Origin of the sequence: Actinomycetospora sp. NBRC 106375, from assembly GCF_030269665.1 — a bacterium.
Classification (GTDB): Bacteria; Actinomycetota; Actinomycetes; order Mycobacteriales; family Pseudonocardiaceae; genus Actinomycetospora.
Genome location: NZ_BSTS01000009.1, coordinates 243,690 through 259,456, shown reverse-complemented (window position 1 = coordinate 259,456; position 15,767 = coordinate 243,690). Strand labels below are relative to the sequence as shown.

16 protein-coding genes are annotated in these 15,767 nt (G+C 74.7%); 10 read left to right on the top strand and 6 right to left on the bottom strand.

From position 1 onward, the window contains the following. Positions 1–3 precede the first annotated feature (3 nt). Entirely contained in the window at positions 4–2,586 is a 2,583-nt protein-coding gene (locus QSK03_RS17245) for a glutamate--cysteine ligase (protein ID WP_285654308.1), read from the bottom strand. Positions 2,587–2,683: 97 nt separating this feature from the next. On the opposite strand from QSK03_RS17245, the gene QSK03_RS17240 reads away from it, so the two are divergent. The 5 genes from QSK03_RS17240 (at position 2,684) to QSK03_RS17220 (ending at position 5,667) form a co-directional block, all read left to right on the top strand. Further along, entirely contained in the window at positions 2,684–3,154 is a 471-nt protein-coding gene (locus QSK03_RS17240; RefSeq protein ID WP_285654306.1) for a ribose-5-phosphate isomerase, read from the top strand. Positions 3,155–3,182: 28 nt separating this feature from the next. Continuing rightward, positions 3,183–3,965: an Fpg/Nei family DNA glycosylase gene (locus tag QSK03_RS17235; RefSeq protein WP_285654303.1), complete on the top strand. Its 783-nt coding sequence runs from the start codon at positions 3,183–3,185 to the stop codon at positions 3,963–3,965. Positions 3,966–4,059: 94 nt separating this feature from the next. After that, positions 4,060–5,073 (top strand): hypothetical protein, encoded by a 1,014-nt coding sequence (locus tag QSK03_RS17230; protein WP_285654301.1) that lies wholly within the window; start codon positions 4,060–4,062, stop codon positions 5,071–5,073. A 43-nt stretch (positions 5,074–5,116) separates the two neighbouring features. Then, positions 5,117–5,287, top strand: coding sequence for a hypothetical protein (locus tag QSK03_RS17225; RefSeq protein ID WP_285654299.1), 171 nt, complete (start codon positions 5,117–5,119; stop codon positions 5,285–5,287). Between the two features lie 14 nt (positions 5,288–5,301). Next, a complete protein-coding gene (locus QSK03_RS17220; RefSeq protein ID WP_285654297.1) occupies positions 5,302–5,667 on the top strand; it encodes an MmcQ/YjbR family DNA-binding protein in 366 nt (121 codons plus the stop codon). On the opposite strand, the gene QSK03_RS17215 is transcribed toward QSK03_RS17220, so the two are convergent. After that, complete coding sequence (locus tag QSK03_RS17215; RefSeq protein WP_285654295.1) at positions 5,668–7,308, bottom strand: APC family permease; 1,641 nt, start codon at positions 7,306–7,308, stop codon at positions 5,668–5,670. It abuts the gene before it with no gap. A 103-nt stretch (positions 7,309–7,411) separates the two neighbouring features. Between QSK03_RS17215 and QSK03_RS17210 the strand changes: the two genes are divergently transcribed. Next, on the top strand, positions 7,412–8,125 hold the full coding sequence (locus QSK03_RS17210; protein ID WP_285654293.1) for a PIG-L deacetylase family protein: 714 nt from the start codon (positions 7,412–7,414) through the stop codon (positions 8,123–8,125). Between the two features lie 282 nt (positions 8,126–8,407). On the opposite strand, the gene QSK03_RS17205 is transcribed toward QSK03_RS17210, so the two are convergent. The 3 genes from QSK03_RS17205 to solA all read right to left on the bottom strand — a co-directional run bounded on the left by QSK03_RS17205 (position 8,408) and on the right by solA (position 11,837). Then, positions 8,408–9,334: a GDSL-type esterase/lipase family protein gene (locus tag QSK03_RS17205; RefSeq protein ID WP_285654291.1), complete on the bottom strand. Its 927-nt coding sequence runs from the start codon at positions 9,332–9,334 to the stop codon at positions 8,408–8,410. 132 nt (positions 9,335–9,466) lie between these two features. Next, on the bottom strand, positions 9,467–10,654 hold the full coding sequence (locus QSK03_RS17200) for an aromatic ring-hydroxylating oxygenase subunit alpha (protein WP_285654289.1): 1,188 nt from the start codon (positions 10,652–10,654) through the stop codon (positions 9,467–9,469). Further along, complete coding sequence (gene solA, locus QSK03_RS17195) at positions 10,647–11,837, bottom strand: N-methyl-L-tryptophan oxidase (RefSeq protein ID WP_285654287.1); 1,191 nt, start codon at positions 11,835–11,837, stop codon at positions 10,647–10,649. The genes QSK03_RS17200 and solA overlap by 8 nt, the downstream gene beginning before the upstream one ends. Positions 11,838–11,977: 140 nt before the next feature. On the opposite strand from solA, the gene QSK03_RS17190 reads away from it, so the two are divergent. Continuing rightward, positions 11,978–12,865: a LysR family transcriptional regulator gene (locus tag QSK03_RS17190; protein ID WP_285654285.1), complete on the top strand. Its 888-nt coding sequence runs from the start codon at positions 11,978–11,980 to the stop codon at positions 12,863–12,865. 43 nt (positions 12,866–12,908) lie between these two features. Here QSK03_RS17190 and QSK03_RS17185 read toward each other — a convergent pair whose 3' ends face one another. Beyond that, on the bottom strand, positions 12,909–13,610 hold the full coding sequence (locus QSK03_RS17185; RefSeq protein ID WP_285654283.1) for an SDR family NAD(P)-dependent oxidoreductase: 702 nt from the start codon (positions 13,608–13,610) through the stop codon (positions 12,909–12,911). 114 nt (positions 13,611–13,724) lie between these two features. On the opposite strand from QSK03_RS17185, the gene QSK03_RS17180 reads away from it, so the two are divergent. Genes QSK03_RS17180 through QSK03_RS17170 form a run of 3 tightly spaced genes read left to right on the top strand, consistent with a single transcriptional unit; the run spans position 13,725 to position 15,758 of the window. After that, a complete protein-coding gene (locus QSK03_RS17180) occupies positions 13,725–14,927 on the top strand; it encodes a cytochrome P450 (protein ID WP_285654281.1) in 1,203 nt (400 codons plus the stop codon). Positions 14,928–14,952: 25 nt separating this feature from the next. Next, positions 14,953–15,147 (top strand): ferredoxin, encoded by a 195-nt coding sequence (locus tag QSK03_RS17175; RefSeq protein ID WP_285654279.1) that lies wholly within the window; start codon positions 14,953–14,955, stop codon positions 15,145–15,147. A 17-nt stretch (positions 15,148–15,164) separates the two neighbouring features. Continuing rightward, positions 15,165–15,758 carry a TetR/AcrR family transcriptional regulator gene (locus tag QSK03_RS17170; protein WP_285654277.1) on the top strand — a complete coding sequence of 198 codons (594 nt, stop codon included), beginning with the start codon at positions 15,165–15,167 and terminating at the stop codon, positions 15,756–15,758. The last annotated feature ends 9 nt before the right edge of the window (positions 15,759–15,767 follow it).

The window sequence follows — 15,767 nt, the reverse complement described above, 5'->3', positions numbered from 1 at the left end:
CGTCTAGCGCAGGATCCAGGTGTCCTTCGAGCCCCCGCCGCGCGAGGAGTTGACCACGAGGGAGTCGGCGGGCGCGACCCGTGTCAGCGGCGTGGGCAGCACCGTCGGCGTGGGGGCGAGGACGACGAACGCCCGCAGGTCGACCACGCGCGGCTCGAGCGTCGCGCCGGTGAAGGTGGGGTGGGTGGAGATCCGGATGGTCTCCTGGGCGACGAAGGCCGCGGGGTCCGCCCGGACGGCGCGTGCGACGTCCTCGAGCTCCCGCTCGGTCGCGTGCGGCCCGATGACGATGCCCTGCCCGCCGTAACCGTCGACGGGCTTGAGCACCAGCTCGTCGAGGTGGGTCAGGACGTGCTCGCGCTGCTCGGGATCCGCGCAGGCCCAGGTCGGGACGGCCGCCAGGGTCGCCTTCTCGCCGAGGTAGTACTCGGTCAGCGCCGAGATGAAGGGGTAGACGCCCTTGTCGTCGACGAGGCCGTTGCCCGGCGCGTTGCCCAGCGTGAGCCGGCCCGTCCGCACGGCCTCCTGGACCGGCCCGCCGAGCGTGCGGCCGGCGGCGTCCGGCGCGGTCAGGAGGACCTCCTCGTCGATGCGCCGGTAGAGGACGTCGACCGGGCGCCCGGACTCGGCGATCGTGATCATGCCGGCCGCCGCGCGCAGCTCGCCGGGGGTGAGGATCGGCACACCCATCTGCTCGGCGAGCATCCGGTGCTCGAAGTACGCCGAGTCGACGGGGCCCTCGGTCACCAGCGCCAGCACCGGCTCGTCGCCCGCGGCGGGCGGTGCGCAGGCGAGCAGCGCGTCGCGCAGCATCGCCGCGCCCTCGTCGGCGTCGAGGACGCCGTTGGGCGCCTGCAGCTCGGGCAGGACGCTGCGCACGACGCGGCGGTCGGCCATCGCGTAGCCGATGCCCGACGGGATCCGCAGGTTGTCCTCGAGGACCTTCCACTCGCCCTCGCCGTCACAGACCAGGTCGAGGCCGCTGACGAGCGCCCGCACCGCCCCGGCGTGCAGGTTCATGGCGGCCTCGTGCGGCTGGGGCAGCCAGCGCAGGGCCGCCTCGGGCAGCAGGCCGTCGTGCAGGCAGGCGCGCTCGCCGTGCAGGTCCTGCAGCAGCGCCTCGCACGTGCGGGCGCGCTGGACCAGCCCCTCGGTCAGCGTCCCCCACTCGCCCGCGGTGATCAGCCGCGGGACGAGGTCGAGGGGGAACAGCCGCTCGGCGTCCTCGCCCTGCGGGAAGTACATGCCGCGGGCGCGCTGCTCGGCGTCGCGGCTCTTCTCGTGCACGAGCAGGCCGGAGGGACCGATCCGCTCGAGGGTCGAGACGAGCCACGAGTACGCCGGGCGCACGGTGCCGTCCTCGGCGACGGCCTCGTCGTAGGCCGGGGGTGCGTAGTCGGCGAGCAGGACCGGCGCGACGGTCTCGGACACCGGGGCGTCGACGGGCGAGTCCGGCGCGCCGCGGGTCTCGGCGACGAGCATGTCGACGACGGCCTCGAGGCCCCCGCTGCGGTTGGCGCGCTGGCGCTGGCGGGCGGCGGCGCTGCCGCGGGCGAGGGCCTCGAGCGCCAGCTCCTCGACCACGTCCCGGTCGCCGGCCTCGTCGAGGTCGTCGGCCAGGTGCTCGAGCATGAGGCGCACCGCCCGTGACGGCGGCACGAGCTCGCGGCCCGCGACGTCCACGAGGTCGCCCTCCAGGCCCGAGCGCGCGGCCCGCCAGCTCGCCGCGCGGAGCAGCTCGGCCCGGTGCCGCGGCGTCGGCCGACCCTCCAGGCGGGCGCGCACCCCGTGGCGCACGAGGGCACGCGACAGCCCGGCGATGAGGACGACGCCGTCGACGCTCGGGCTGGCGTCGCAGATGCGCACCTCGACGGTGTCCTGGTGCGCCGAGGGCCGCATGTCGAAATAGACCATGCCGGGGTCCGACATCGTCCCGGTGGCGAGCAGGTCGGCGATGAGCGCGTCGTAGTCGGCGGCGTCGCGCAGGGGTGCGGGGGGGCCGGCGGTGGGCCAGCGGTGCCAGGCCAGGGTGCGGGAGCTGGCGTAGCCGGTGTCCTCGCTCTTCCAGAACGGGGAGCTCGCCGAGAGCGCGAGCAGCACCGGCAGCCACGGCGCGCTGTGCTGCATCACCGTGATCGCGGTGTCGCGGTCGGGGACGTCGACGTGCACCTGCGTCCCGCAGATCTGCTGCTCGAAGGCGAGCATCTGGTACTCGTCGCGCATCCGCTCGTAGCGCGGCGAGGGCGTGATGCCCGTCGCCGACCCGTCGATCAGCGGGACGCTGCCCGCCCCGACGACGCCGAGCCCCCGGTCCTCGGCGATCGAGGCGAGCATCCCGCGCAGCCGCACGAGATCGGTGCGCAGGTCGGCGAGATCCGTCGTCGGCCGGGAGTTCGTCTCGATGATCGAGGGCTTCAGCTCGGCGGCGAAGGCCTCGCCGTCGAGGGCCCGGAGCTCGTCGAGCAGCTCGGGCACCCGCGGCACCGCCGAGCGCGTCTCGAGGTCGACGAGGTGGAACTCCTCCTCGACACCGAGGACCACCTCGCGCGCGGGTGTCAGCCGGTGGTCCGACGGTCGCCCTGCCATGGCGGTCAACCTAGGGTCGGTGTGTCACGGGGATGTTTCCGAGCCCCGGATCGCGGGCCTGTCGGCGGTCCGTGTCACACCTGCCACACTGCGCGGCGTGCGCGTCTTCCTCGGATCGGACCACGCCGGGTTCGACCTCAAGGCCCATCTGCTGCGCGAGCTGGCCCGGGCCGGCCACGACGTCGTCGACGTCGGCCCGGAGGAGCTCGACCCGAACGACGACTACCCGCCGTACTGCGTCGCGACCGGGCTCCGCACGGTCGCCGAACCGGGCAGCCTGGGCGTGGTGATCGGCGGGTCGGGCAACGGCGAGCAGATCGCGGCGAACAAGGTGCCGGGCTGCCGCGCCGCGCTCGCGTGGAGCGTCGAGACCGCGCAGCTCGCCCGCAAGCACAACAACGCGCAGGTCGTCGCCGTCGGCGCGCGGATGCACACGGCGGAGCAGGCGACCGAGATCGTCTCCGCGTTCCTCGCCACGGCGTTCGAGGGCGGGCGTCACCAGCGCCGCATCGACATGCTCACCGCCTACGAGCAGACGGGCGAGCCGCCGGCGCTGCCGCAGGACTGACGCCGGCGGCGCCGGGGTAGGCAGGCCCGTGCCCGAAGGCCACACGATCCGCCGCCTGGTGCGGACCCACACCCAGCGGTTCGTGGGGTCCTCGGTGTCGGTCAGCTCGCCGCAGGGGCGGTTCGCGCGCGACGCCGAGCTCGTCGACGGGCGCGTGCTGCAGTCCGCCGACGCGCACGGCAAGCACCTCTTCCACGTCTACGCCGACGACCTCGTCGTGCACGTCCACCTCGGGCTCTACGGCAAGTTCTCGCTGAGCGCCGGCGAGGTGACACCGCCGCGCGGGCAGGTCCGGATGCGCATGGTCGGTCCGACGCACTGGGCCGACCTGCGCGGACCCATCGCCTGCGAGGTGCTCACCGAGAGCGAGGTCGAGGGGCTGCGCTCCCGGCTCGGCGCCGACCCGTTGCGTCGCGACACCGACCCCGAGACCGCGTGGCGGCGGATCTCCCGGTCGCGGGCGCCGCTCGCGACGCTGCTCATGGACCAGTCGGTGATCGCGGGCGTCGGCAACGTCTACCGCGCCGAGGTGCTCTTCCGGCACGGTCTCGACCCGCTCCTGCCCGGCCGGTCGCTGGGGCGGGAGCGGTGGGACGCGGTGTGGGCGGATCTCGTCGCGCTGCTCGCCGACGGTGTGCGACGTGGCGGGATCCACACCGTGCGCCCGGAACACCGCACCGGGCGCGGCCGTCAGGTGTACGTGTACCGCCGGACGGGCCGGCCGTGCCGGGTCTGCGGCACCGAGATCCAGCGCCGGTCCCACGCGAGCCGGAACCTGTTCTGGTGCGCGACCTGCCAGGCCGCGACCTGACCGTTACGTTTCGCCCTCCGCGTCCGATGCAGCACCCGGGAGGGTGAAGCGGCCTCCTCGACGTGTCGGTTTCCGTGCGGTCTGTGAGGTGTGCGTGGCACGAGAGCCTTCGAGGCCCCGGTGGCAGCTGACGACCCGCTCGCGGTTCGCCCTCGTGCTCGGCGTGGCCGGCCTGGCCGTCGCCGGCGTTCAGATCGCGATGCTCAGCGATCCCCCGACGGTCGTGCAGCTGGTGATCGTCGCCTTCTGGACCCTCGTCGGCCTGCTCTACCTGTTCTCCGCGGCCGCCCAGCACCTGCGGGGCCGTCGCGCGCCCGCGCCCGCGGCCTCGGTGCCGGTCCCGGCGCCGGTCGAGGAGATCGTGCCGGTCCCGGTGCGGCCCGCCCGGCCGCGCTCGCGCTCCGCGCCGATGGGCGAGGGGCACGGTGCGCATGATCGAGAAGGTGTGCGGCCTGCGGAACGTGCCGCTCGCACCGAGGTGGTGCCCGGCGAGCCCACGCGCGTGGCGATCCGGGCCCGCCGTCCGGCCCGTCCCGCCCCCGCCACCTCACCGGCCCCTCCCGTCACTCCCGCTCCTGCCATCACCGCCGCCTCCGCTCCGGCGGTCGCACCGGCACCCGTCGCCGACGCGACGACCGACGCGACGACCGACGCGTTCACCGTCCGCGCGGGCGGCGCGGTGCCGTCGCCGCCGACGGCCACGCCGGGCCGGGAGTCCGCGCCGGCGCGTCCCGTCCTGCGAGCGGTGTCCGGCGACCCCGGGCTCGCGTCGGCGCTGTCGTTCGGTCCGACGCGCGGACGGACGGTGGCCGGTGGGTCGGACGTCACCGGACGCCGTCGCCCGCGACCGACCCCGCCGTACGGGCAGCCGCGCGTCGCGGACAGGACTGCCCGCCCGGATCCGCTGTCGGATCCCCTGCCGGACCTGATCCCGGTGCCGTCGGCCTCGCCGGTCTCGGGCCCGTTGCCGGTGGCTCCCCGCGCCCCCGAGGGCGCCGTGCCGGCACCCCGCGCGCCGCGGCACCGCGCCGCCGTCGAGGACCCCGTCGCCGCGCGGCGGGGCGAGCCGCGGTCCACCGGTCGGCACGGCACTCCCGACGGGCGATAACCTGTCGAGTGTCCGATTCCAGGCCCGCGTCCGGGAGGACCCGATGACCGAGCCCGCCGCACGCACCGACGCCACCGGAGACGCCACCGGCGACTCCACCGAAGGTGCCTCCGAGCCCGGGGTGACGACGCACCGCCCCTGGCTGCGCATCCTGACGCTGATCGTGCTCGCGGTGTTCGTCCTCGCGACCCTGGTGGGCTCGCTGCTCCTGTAGGCACGATGCTCGCCGTGGAGGAGGAGCGGCTCGTCGCGCACCTGCGGGAGGTCTGTCTCGCGTTGCCCGAGGCGACCGAGAAGATCAGCCACGGTTCGCCGAGCTGGTTCGTGCGCAAGATGTTCGCCAGCTACGTCGGGCGTCACCACGGCAGCGAGTACTACGCGATCTGGGTCGCCGCGCCCGTCGGCGTGCAGGAGGAGATGGTCGACGCCGAGCCCGACCGGTTCTTCGTCCCGCCGTACGTGGGCCACCGCGGGTGGCTCGGCCTGCGCCTCGACGTCGAGCCCGGCGGGCCGGACTGGGACGAGGTCCGGGCGGTCGTCACCGACGCCTACCGCGTCATCGCCCCGAAGCGCCTGGTCGCGCTCGTCGACTGATCACGCGGCGCGGTCGGCGTCTGCCTCGGCCCGCAGCCGCGCGACCATCTCCGGCCGCGCCCGCATGTAGGTCGTCCCGGCCGACGCGCCCCACGCGTAGATCGCCAGCGAGAAGGCCGCGACGACGACGCTGTCCCACGGCGCCGGGATCCAGCCGGCGCCGTCGAAGCTGCCGATCGCCGACAGCCCCGTGATCCCCACGAGGTAGACGACGAGCCAGGCGCCGCCGACGAGCTCGGCCGTGCCCCGGCCGCCGCGCGCCCACGTCACCGCGTAGACGACGACGCCGAGGGCCACGATGATCATCGCGATCCACAGCTTCGACCACGACACCCAGAAGATGATCAGCGAGGAGACGACGAACGCGAACGGCGCGACGACGCGCATGCCGCGCAGGCGGGTGTCGGGCGCGGTCAAGCCGGCGTTGCGGAAGGCGACGAGCGAGACCGCGCCGATCTGGAACGTGAACGCGGCGATCGAGCCGGTCACCGAGATGATCGCGTGCCAGCTCGGCAGCGGCAGCAGGTACGCGAGCCCGACGACGAAGTTGACCGCCAGCGCGCGGGCGGGCACGCCGCGGGCGTTGAGCCCGACGAGCCACCGGGGGAAGAACCCGTTCTTGGCCAGCCCGAACACGTTGCGGGCGTTGGCCGCGGTGAACACGATGCCGGAGCCGGACGGGGAGATCATCGAGTCGGCGATCAGCGTCCACGACAGCCAGGTCAGGCCGAGGACCATCGCGAGGTCGGCGAACGGCGAGTCCAAGTTGACGCCGTGCCAGCCGCCCGCGAGCGCACCGTCGGGCACCGCGCCGAGGAAGGCGAGCTGCAGCCCGAGGTAGAGCACGATCGTGATGACGATGGTGGCGATGAGGGCGCGCGGGACGGTGCGGCGCGGGTCGCGGGCCTCGCCGGAGAGCTCGACGACGTTGCGGAAGCCGGTGTAGGCGAAGACCATGCCGGCCGTCGCGATGCTGCCCAGCGCCGCGCCCCAGCCGTACGGGGCGAGGCCGCCGTGGTCGGTGAGGTTGGTGGTGTCGAAGCCGCTCGCGATCAGCAGCGCGACCGTCGCCACCGGGATCACGATCTTGATCGCCGTGGCGGTGGTGTTGGCGCGGGCGAAGAGCCGCACCCCGAACCAGTTGAGGGCGACGAAGCCCGCCATGAGGACGACGGCGAGCAGGACGCCGAGGCCGGTGAGCTGGTCCCCGTCGTAGACGCCGGGCAGGTACGCCGAGGCGTACTGCACGACGCCGGCGGCCTCGGTCGGCGGGTTGCCAACGTAGCTGATCCAGTTCGCCCACCCGACGATGCCGGCGGCGAGCCCGCCGTGGGAGTACATCGGGTAGCGCACGAGGCCGCCGGACTCCGGCTTGGTCATGCCCAGCTCGGCGAACACCAGCGCCACGCAGAGCATCAGCGCGCCGCCGATCACCCAGGCGAGCATCGCCGCCGGCCCGGCGTCCTGGGCGGCGTAGAGCGAGGAGAACAGCCAGCCGGACCCGATGACGCTGCCCAGCCCGGCGGCGAGCAGGGACCAGAAACCGAGGTCCTTGCGCAGCCCCCGGTCGGCGCTGCGTGTGTCGGATTCGCCCCCGATCGTGCCCGTCCCACCGCGTTCGTCGGCATCTGCACTGGTCACAGGCTCGTCCCCCGTCCGGGTGCGCTCGGGGAGAGGTGCCCGACGGGTGGCGCGGTCACACCGCGCTTGACCTCGACGTTGGTCGAGGTTCCACGCTGTCGGCATGAACAGCGAGCTGCCCGCCCTGCCCGACGACTGGTCGTCCGCGCTGGCGATCGCCGCGCACCCCGACGACCTCGAGTACGGCACCGCCGCCGCCGTCGCCGCGTGGACGGCGGGCGGGCGCCCGGTGTCGTACGTGCTCGTCACCCGCGGCGAGGCCGGCATCCACGACATGCCGCCGGAGAAGGCGGGGCCCGTGCGCGAGGACGAGGAACGGCGCAGCGCGGCCGCGGTCGGGGTGCACGAGGTCCGCTTCCTCGGCCACCGTGACGGCGTGGTCGTCGAGGGCCTCGACCTGCGCCGCGATCTCGCGCGGGAGATCCGCCGCGCGCGCCCCGAGCTGGTCGTCGTGCCGAGTCACCGCGACACCTTCGGCCCCGGGGCGTGGAACAGCGCCGACCACCGCGCCGTCGGCCGCGCGACCATCGACGCCGTCGGCGACGCGGGCAACCGGTGGGTCTTCGGAGAGCTCCTCGACGAGGGGTTCGAACCCTGGAACGGCGTCCGGCACGTCGCCGTGGCCGCGTCCACGGAACCGACGCACGCCGTCGACGTCACCGGGTGGCGGGAGGCGGCAATCGCCTCGCTCGCCGAGCAGCACGCCTACCTCTCGGCGCTCGACCCCCGGCCCGTCCTCGAGCAGGCGCGGGAGATCGTCCTCATGACCACCGGCGGCGACGGGCCGGCGCGCCTCGCGTTCGAGGTGTTCGGCTGAGGCCGCCGCCCCCGAACCAGGGAGATCACGGGCGTCGCCACGCACCTCGCGAGCGTCCGGAGGTGGATGACGTCGCCCGTGATCACGCGGCGGGGGTCCTCGCCCCGCCCGCCAGGGAGATCACGGGCGTCCCCACGCACCTCCCGGGCGTACGGACGTGCATGACGACACCCGTGATCACGGCAGCGACCGACCGCCGCGCGCACCGCACCCCGAAGTGACGGTCGAGCGTGTGGCGCTACGGACGCGAAGTGTCAGCGGTGGCCCACCGCTGACACGCCCTCAGCCGGCGAAGAGCGGCGCCTCCAGGTCGGCGAACGCACGGCCGTCGGACGGCTCGGAGGGCGCCGTAGGGGTCGGGGTCGCCGCCGGCGGGGCGGTGGGCCCGGCCGCGGCGAGGGCGGAGAGCACACCGAGCGCGTGGCCGTCGGCGGACGGGCCGCCGGCGAGCAGTGCCTCGCTGTCGGTCAGCGACGTCAGCCACGGGGCGTGGCTGCACACGCCGTGCCCGGCGAAGGCGGCCCGGACGTCGACGAAGCGCATCCCGGCGGCGGCGACGCGGTCGGCGAGCACGGTGTCCAGCCGGTTGACCGCGTCGTCGACGCGCGCCGCCCGGGCCGCGTCCGCGGGGCCCTGCGGGCACGCCTGGCCGTCGGCGATCAAGGGGTAGCCGGTGAAGGTGACCGCGGCGCGGGGCGCCCGGCTGCGGATGTCGGCGAGCGAGGAGTCCAGGGCGCGGGGCAGCGCCGTGATCGCCTTGTCGAAGCGGGCGGCCGCGGCGTCGCAGCGGGCCGGCGTGCCGGCCGTCGAGCAGGCCGCGGCGAGGGCGCCGAGGCCCGTCGCGTCGCCGCCGACGGTCGCGGTGACGACCTCGGTGCCCTCCTCGAGCGAGGTGAACTGCCCGTTGCCGGCGCTGTTCGACGCCGACGCGCAGGCCCGTGACGTCCACGCCGTGTCGCCGGCGGCGCGGGCGAGCAGCGGGGCGTACGCGAGGGTGCTGCGCCGGCACGGGCCGGACGCCGCCTCGATCGCGCCGGCCGCGGTGCCCGCCGCCCACGAGTCGCCGAGCGCGACCCGCCGCGTCCCGTCGCCGCCGCTCGCCGGGCTCCCGCCGGGCAGCCCCGCGGCCGCGGGTCCCGCACCGAGCACCAGCGCGGTGCTCACCAGCACCCCGCCGAGCAGCCCCGCCACCACCGGTCGCCAGCCCATGTCCGTCCCCGCCCCTCGCTGCTGAACAACGGCGTCGAGTCTCGATCTCGGCGGCCGCAGCAGGCAGTCTTGTCACCCACATGCGTCACTTCAATCACCCGAGCCGGGGAGGTTCGCGAGGAGCGGGACGGGTCAGGCCGCGCGCGCCGCGCCGCCGAGGGCGTCGAGGTACCAGTCGAGGAACGACTCGACGGAGGCCTCGACGACCGGCGAGAGCGGTCCCGGACGGTAACCGCGGGACGCGATGCCCGCGTAATTGCGCTCGCAGAGCTCCCAGTCCTGCTCCGAGGTGGCGCGCCAGACCGCGGCGAGGTCGTCCTCGTCGACGACGGCGTCGCGGGCGACGAGGAAACAGAGCTCGACGTCGGTGGTCGCGACGTCGACGGGGGTCAGGCGCGTCGTCATCGCGTAGTCGGCGTTGGCGTGGCCCCACATGTTGGGCAGCGAGACCATCCGCAGGCTGCCGACGTCGGGGTCGGAGAGCGTCCCCATCGGCGGGGCCAGCGGCTGACCGTCGAGCGTCTCGCTGACGTAGCCCTCGCGCAGCGGCAGCCGGGCGATCCGGTACCAGTCGCCGCCGGGGAAGCTGACGTCCTCGGCGGGCAGGCCCTGCGCGCTCCAGTGGGCGCGCGCGTCGGCCAGGGCGCGGTCGTAGCGGGGGTTGGTGCGCACGTCGCCGTGGACGCCGACGTCGAAGTTCGACAGCGAGAACTCGGGGTGGCTGCCGGCGCAGTGGTAGCACTCGCGGTTGTTCTCCACGAGCGTCTTCCAGTTCGCCGCCACGCGGTAGTGGTGACGCACGGCGATGCGCGCGTCGGCGAGCCCGTGGGGCCCGAGCCGGGGCTCGAGGGCGGCGGCGAACGGCTCGAAGGCCGGCGGGTCGTCGGCGAGGCAGACGAACACGAGGCCGGCGGTCTCGCGGACCGCGACCGGGGCGAGCCGGTAGGACGCCGTCGCGAAGCAGTCGCCCATGAGCCGCGCCGAGCGCAGCGTCCCGTCGAGCCCGTAGACCCACTGGTGGTACGGGCAGACGAACGCCTTCACCCGGCCCCGCGGCTCCGCCGTCACCCGCGATCCCCGGTGGGCGCAGACGTCGTGGTGGGCGTGCACGGCGCCGTCCTCACCGCGGACGACGATCACGCGGTCGCGGCCGACGTCGACGGTGAGGTAGCGGCCGGGGGCGTCGAGCTCCGCGGTGTGGCCGGCGAAGAGCCAGTGCGCGGCGAAGACGCGGTCGAGGTCGGCGTCGTAGAGGTCCGGGTCGGTGTAGGCCGCCTGCGGCAGCGACCAGCCGGGGGAGCGGGTCAGCAGGTCAGACATGGAAGGCGCGCCCCCAGGTCGGGTCGGTCATGGCGGGGCGGTCGAGGGCGAACGTCGCGATCGGGTGCCGGGTGGCGCCGGTGGTCGCGAGGTCGGCCAGGATGCGCCCGATCAGCGAGGCGAACTTGAAGGCGTGCCCGGCCCCGACGGCGACGCTGACGCGCGGCTCGCCGGGCACGGTGTCGATCACGTAGTGCTGGTCCGGCGGGATCGTGTACAGGCAGGTCTTCGTGTACAGCTCGGGCCCGCCGAAGCCCGGGACGTGGTCGGCGAGGAACGTCTCCTGGCGCTTGCGGCGCAGCGGGTCCGGGTCGTAGGTGCGGGTGTCGGCGGTGACCTCGTGGCCGCCCATGTGCTGGCCGAGCTTGGTGGCGACCTCGCCGTGGACGGGGAAGCCGTAGAAGTTGTCCGCGCCGTGCCACATGAACACCGGGAAGCGGTCCGGCGAGAAGTCGAGCAGGTTCGGCGTCGCGTAGTAGGTGACCTGCTCCTGCAGGACGGTCAGGGGCAGGGGGTCGGCGACGCCGTCGAGCACCTCGTTGGTGCGGGCGTCGGCGGCGACGACGACGTGCTCGGCGCGGATCACCTCGTCGTCGAGCACGACCTCGACGTGGTCGCGGCACGGCCGCAGCGCCCGCACAGGGCTGTGCTCGCGGATCTCCGCGCCGTGCCCGCGGGCCAGGGCGACGTGCGTGGCGTTGGCGCGGCGGGCGTCGACGATGCCGGTGCGGCGCTGGTAGAAGGCCTGCTCGGTGCCGGTGAGGTGGAACTGCGGCCAGCGGCGCTCCACGGCCCGGGCGTCGAGCAGCTCGAAGTCGACGCCGTGCCGGTCGGCGACCGCCGCGTAGCCGCCGATGTCGCGGCCGCCGGTGGCGAGCCCCTGGCGGCTCTCGACGTCCTCGATGACGAGGCCGCCGGTCTCGGTCACGAGCGGCTGGGCGGAGACGCGCTCGACGTCGCGCCACGCGGCGTAGGCCGCCGGGGCGAGGGCGGCGTAGGCGTCCTGGTGCTGGGCGTAGCGGATGATCCGCGAGTGGTCCTGGCTGGCGCCGTGGTCGTGGCCCAGCGCATGGCGCTCGAGGGCCAGCACACGGCCGCCGACCGCGCGGGAGAGCCAGTAGGTCGCGGCGGAGCCGAGGCCTCCGCAGCCGATGACGACGTAGCGGAGTTCGGGATGGGGCACGGTGTCGCTCCGGGGTGGGTCTCGGATGTGCCCTTCCGACCCTGCTCGCCGTGCGGCCGGCGTGGTGGTGATCCGCGATCGACCCTGCCACTGCTGTCATCAGCTGCGACTTATGCCCGGCGGCGGGCAGGATCGCCGTCATGGACGTCGAGCTGCGCCAGCTGCGGGTGTTCCTCACCGTGGCCTCGGAGCTGCACTTCAGCCGCGCGGCCCGGCGCCTGCACGTCAGCCAGCCCGCCCTCTCGCAGCAGATCCGCTCGCTGGAGAAGAACCTCGGTGCGGCGCTGTTCGACCGCACGAGCCGGGCCACCGAGCTCACCCCGGCCGGGCGGGTGCTGCTCGACGCGGCGCCGCGCGTGCTCTTCGAGGCCGAGCGGGCCCAGTCGCTCGTGAGTCAGGCGGCGAACGGGGCGGTGGGGCTGCTCGTCGTCGGGTCGGTCGGCACGGCCCTCGCCTCGATCACCCCGCGGATCCTGCGGGCGATGCGGGCGTCGTTCCCCGACCTGCAGCTCGAGGTCTCCCAGCAGGACACCGCGGCGCAGCTCGTCGCGCTCGCCGACGGACGGCTCGACGTCGGCCTCGTGCGGGCCGCCTCGCCGACGGCCGCGGTGTCGGTGGAGCACCTCGTCTCGGAGCCCTTGATCGTCGCGCTGCCCGGGGACCACCCGCTGTGCGCGCGGACCGAGGTCGAGCCGGAGTCGCTCGCCGACGAGCCGTTCGTGCTGTGGCCACGGCCCCTGGGGATGGCGTTCTTCGACATCCTCACGGCCTACTGCCGCGAGCACGGGTTCAGCCCGCGCATCGTGGCCGAGGGCGCCGACATCGAGACCCAGCTGGGGCTGGTCGCCGCGGGCCTCGGGGTGTCGCTGCAGCCGGCGTACTACGCGAACCTGCGCCTGCCGGGCGTGGAGTTCCGCCCGCTCTCCGGCGACGTCCCGATGATCGCCCTGCAGGTCGCCTGGCGGACGTCCGACCGCTCACCCGCCGTCGCGCATTTCGTGGACACGGCGCGCGCCCTTGGTACGTGAGCAGTTGGCGCCCTCATAGGGGCGCCAACTGCTCACATAGGGGTCACCAGGGGACGTGCCGGCCGTCCTGGAGGAACGAGCCGGAGGGGTGCGAGGCGGGGGAGCGGACGACGTCGATGATCCCGGCGGCGCCGTCGGCGACCGGACGCCCGCCCGCACCGCCCATGTCGGTCGCGGTCCAGCCCGGCGACACCGCGTGGACCGCGATGCCGTCGCGGGTCAGGGCGTCGGCGAACACGCGGGTCAGCGCGTTGATCCCGGCCTTCGAGACGCTGTAGGCGGGCGAGTGCGCGCCCATGCCCGTCAGCGATCCGAGGCTGCTGGTCACGTTGACGACCACCGCGTCGCTCCCGGCGCGCAGCAGCGGCACGAACGCCTGGGTCAGCCTCCACGGCGCGAGGACGTTCGTCCGCCACGCCCCGTCGGCCACCGACAGGTCCTCGGTGACGGGGTCGGAGCCGGGGTCGAAGTTCGTCGCCGCGTTGTTCACCAGCGCGTCGAGCCGCCCGTGCCGGCGGTCCACGGCCTCCACCGCGGCCTGCACGGATGCGGGGTCGGTGACGTCGAGGGTCAGCGGCCACGCCCGGTCGCCGAGCTCCTTCGCCGTCGACGCGCCCGCCTCGGGGTCGCGGGCGGCGACGACGACTGTCCCGCCGGCGTCTGTCAGCTGGCGCGCGATCTCGACCCCGAGCCCGCGGCCCGCCCCGGTCACGAGGACGACGCGCTCTCCGTTCGCTGCACTCATGGGCCCGGACTATCCGCCCGCACGAGCCCGCAGACGTGAGATCGACGTAAATGCAAGTGTGCTCCCGTTTCGGGGTACGGTCGGTGGTGTCCGACCCCGAGGACGGGAGCGACGATGAGCACCACCACCCATCAGGACCCACCCCCGGTCCCGCGCCACATGCAGCGCGACCGGTTCGCCCCGCTGCCCGAGACCCAGGCGGTGCGCGACGAGCCGGGCTTCCCGACGTTCACCACGCCGTTCGGCGCGACCGCGCGGCTCGTGACGCGCTACGCCGACGTCCGTGAGGTGCTCGGCGACGCCGCGCGCTTCTCCAACACCGGGCTGCCGCGCCTGCCGACGCCCGACGGGGAAGACGGCATCGACCCCCGCGCCGGCAACCTGCTCGCCACCGACCCGCCCGAGCACACGCGCCTGCGCCGCCTGCTCACCGGCGAGTTCACGGTCAAGCGCATCCGCCGCCTCGAGCCGCGCATCACCGAGATCGTCGACGACCACCTCGACGCCATGGCCGCCGCGGGGCCCCCGGCCGACCTGGTCGGCGCGTTCGCGCTCCCGGTGCCCAGCCTCGTCATCTGCGAGCTGCTCGGCGTCCCGTACGACGACCGCGCCGAGTTCCAGGGCCGCGCCGCGCGTCAGATCGACATCAGCCGGCCGCTCGAGGAGCGGGGACGCGTCGCGATGGAGTCGCGCGCCTACATGGGCGAGCTCGTCGACCGTGCGCGGGCCGAGCCCGGCGACGACATGCTCGGCATGCTCATCCGCGAGCACGGCGACGACATCACTCGCAGCGAGCTCGTCGGCATCGCGTCCCTGCTGCTCATCGCCGGGCACGAGACGACGGCGAACATGCTCGGCCTCGGCACCCTCGCGCTGCTGCGCGCGCCCGACCAGCTCGCGCGCGTCCGCGACGAGCCCGACGCCGTCGCCCCGGCGATCGAGGAGCTGCTGCGCTACCTCTCCGTCGTGCACTCCGGGGTCCCCCGGCTGGTCCGCGAGGACACCGAGGTGGGCGGCGTCCCCGTCGCGGCGGGCGAGCTGCTGGTGCTCTCGCTGCCCGCGGCCAACCGCGACCCGGCCGCGGTCGAGCACCCCGACGACCTGAACGTCACCCGGACGATCGCCCCGCACGTCGCGTTCGGGCACGGCGTGCACCACTGCCTCGGCGCCCCGCTGGCCCGCGCCGAGATGGCCGTCGCGTTCCCGGCCCTGTTCCGGCGCTTCCCGACGCTCGCACCGGGCATACCGTTCGAGGACGTCGAGTTCCGCTCGGCCACCGTCGTGCACGGGCTGCGCGCGCTGCCCGTCACCTGGTGACCCACCACCACCGAGGGAGAACGCCGTGAAGATCGAGGCCAACCGGGACATCTGCATCGGGGCGGGCAACTGCGTGCTCGCCGCCGAGGACGTCTTCGACCAGGACGACGACGCGATCGTCGAGGTGCTCGAGGACCACCCGTCGCCCGACCAGGAGACCGAGGTCCGCAACGCCGTCGCACAGTGCCCGTCGGGCGCGCTGAGCCTCGTCGACGACTGAGCCGTAGGCTGACGCCGATGTCCGCGACGTCGGGTTCGACGGCACAACCGCTGCTGCGTCCCGACCGGCGCCTGCGCGCCGACGCCGCCCGCAACCACGCCGCGATCCTCGCCGCCGCGCGCGCGGCGATCGAGGCCGGCGGGGCGGAGGTGGCCCTCGAGGAGGTCGCCCGGCGGGCGGGGGTGGCGCCGTCGACGCTCTACCGGCGGTTCGCCGGGCGCGACGAGCTCGTGGCGGCGGTGCTCGAGGACTACGTCGCCGAGTCCGTCGAACCGCTGCTCGCCGATGCCGCCGAGGTCGAGGACCCGTGGGCGGCGCTGACCGGCGTGCTCGAAGGCCTCGTCGACGGCGTCACCCGCCACCGCGGGCTGCTCATGGCGGCGAAGGCGACCGGCGCGTTCACCCCGGAGCTGACGGCCCGCACGCTCGCCCCGCTCGGCGAGCTGCTGGCGCGCGCGCAGGCGGCCGGCGTGGTCCGCGCCGACCTCGAGCCGGTCGACCTCCCGGTGATCGTGCACATGGCGGTCGTCACCGCGGAGCACGACTCGGGACGGTGGCCGCGCTACCTCAACCTGCTGCTCGACGGGATGGCGCGCCGCCCGACGCCCTAGCCTGTGCGC

Coding starts and splice junctions, on each gene's coding strand:
- QSK03_RS17245 (WP_285654308.1), bottom strand. CDS start 2,586: ATGGCAGGGCGACCGTCGGACCACCGGCTGACACCCGCGCGCGAGGTG.
- QSK03_RS17225 (WP_285654299.1), top strand. CDS start 5,117: ATGACCGAGCCCGCCGCACGCACCGACGCCACCGGAGACGCCACCGGC.
- QSK03_RS17210 (WP_285654293.1), top strand. CDS start 7,412: ATGAACAGCGAGCTGCCCGCCCTGCCCGACGACTGGTCGTCCGCGCTG.
- QSK03_RS17205 (WP_285654291.1), bottom strand. CDS start 9,334: ATGGGCTGGCGACCGGTGGTGGCGGGGCTGCTCGGCGGGGTGCTGGTG.
- QSK03_RS17200 (WP_285654289.1), bottom strand. CDS start 10,654: ATGTCTGACCTGCTGACCCGCTCCCCCGGCTGGTCGCTGCCGCAGGCG.
- QSK03_RS17190 (WP_285654285.1), top strand. CDS start 11,978: ATGGACGTCGAGCTGCGCCAGCTGCGGGTGTTCCTCACCGTGGCCTCG.
- QSK03_RS17185 (WP_285654283.1), bottom strand. CDS start 13,610: ATGAGTGCAGCGAACGGAGAGCGCGTCGTCCTCGTGACCGGGGCGGGC.
- QSK03_RS17180 (WP_285654281.1), top strand. CDS start 13,725: ATGAGCACCACCACCCATCAGGACCCACCCCCGGTCCCGCGCCACATG.
- QSK03_RS17170 (WP_285654277.1), top strand. CDS start 15,165: ATGTCCGCGACGTCGGGTTCGACGGCACAACCGCTGCTGCGTCCCGAC.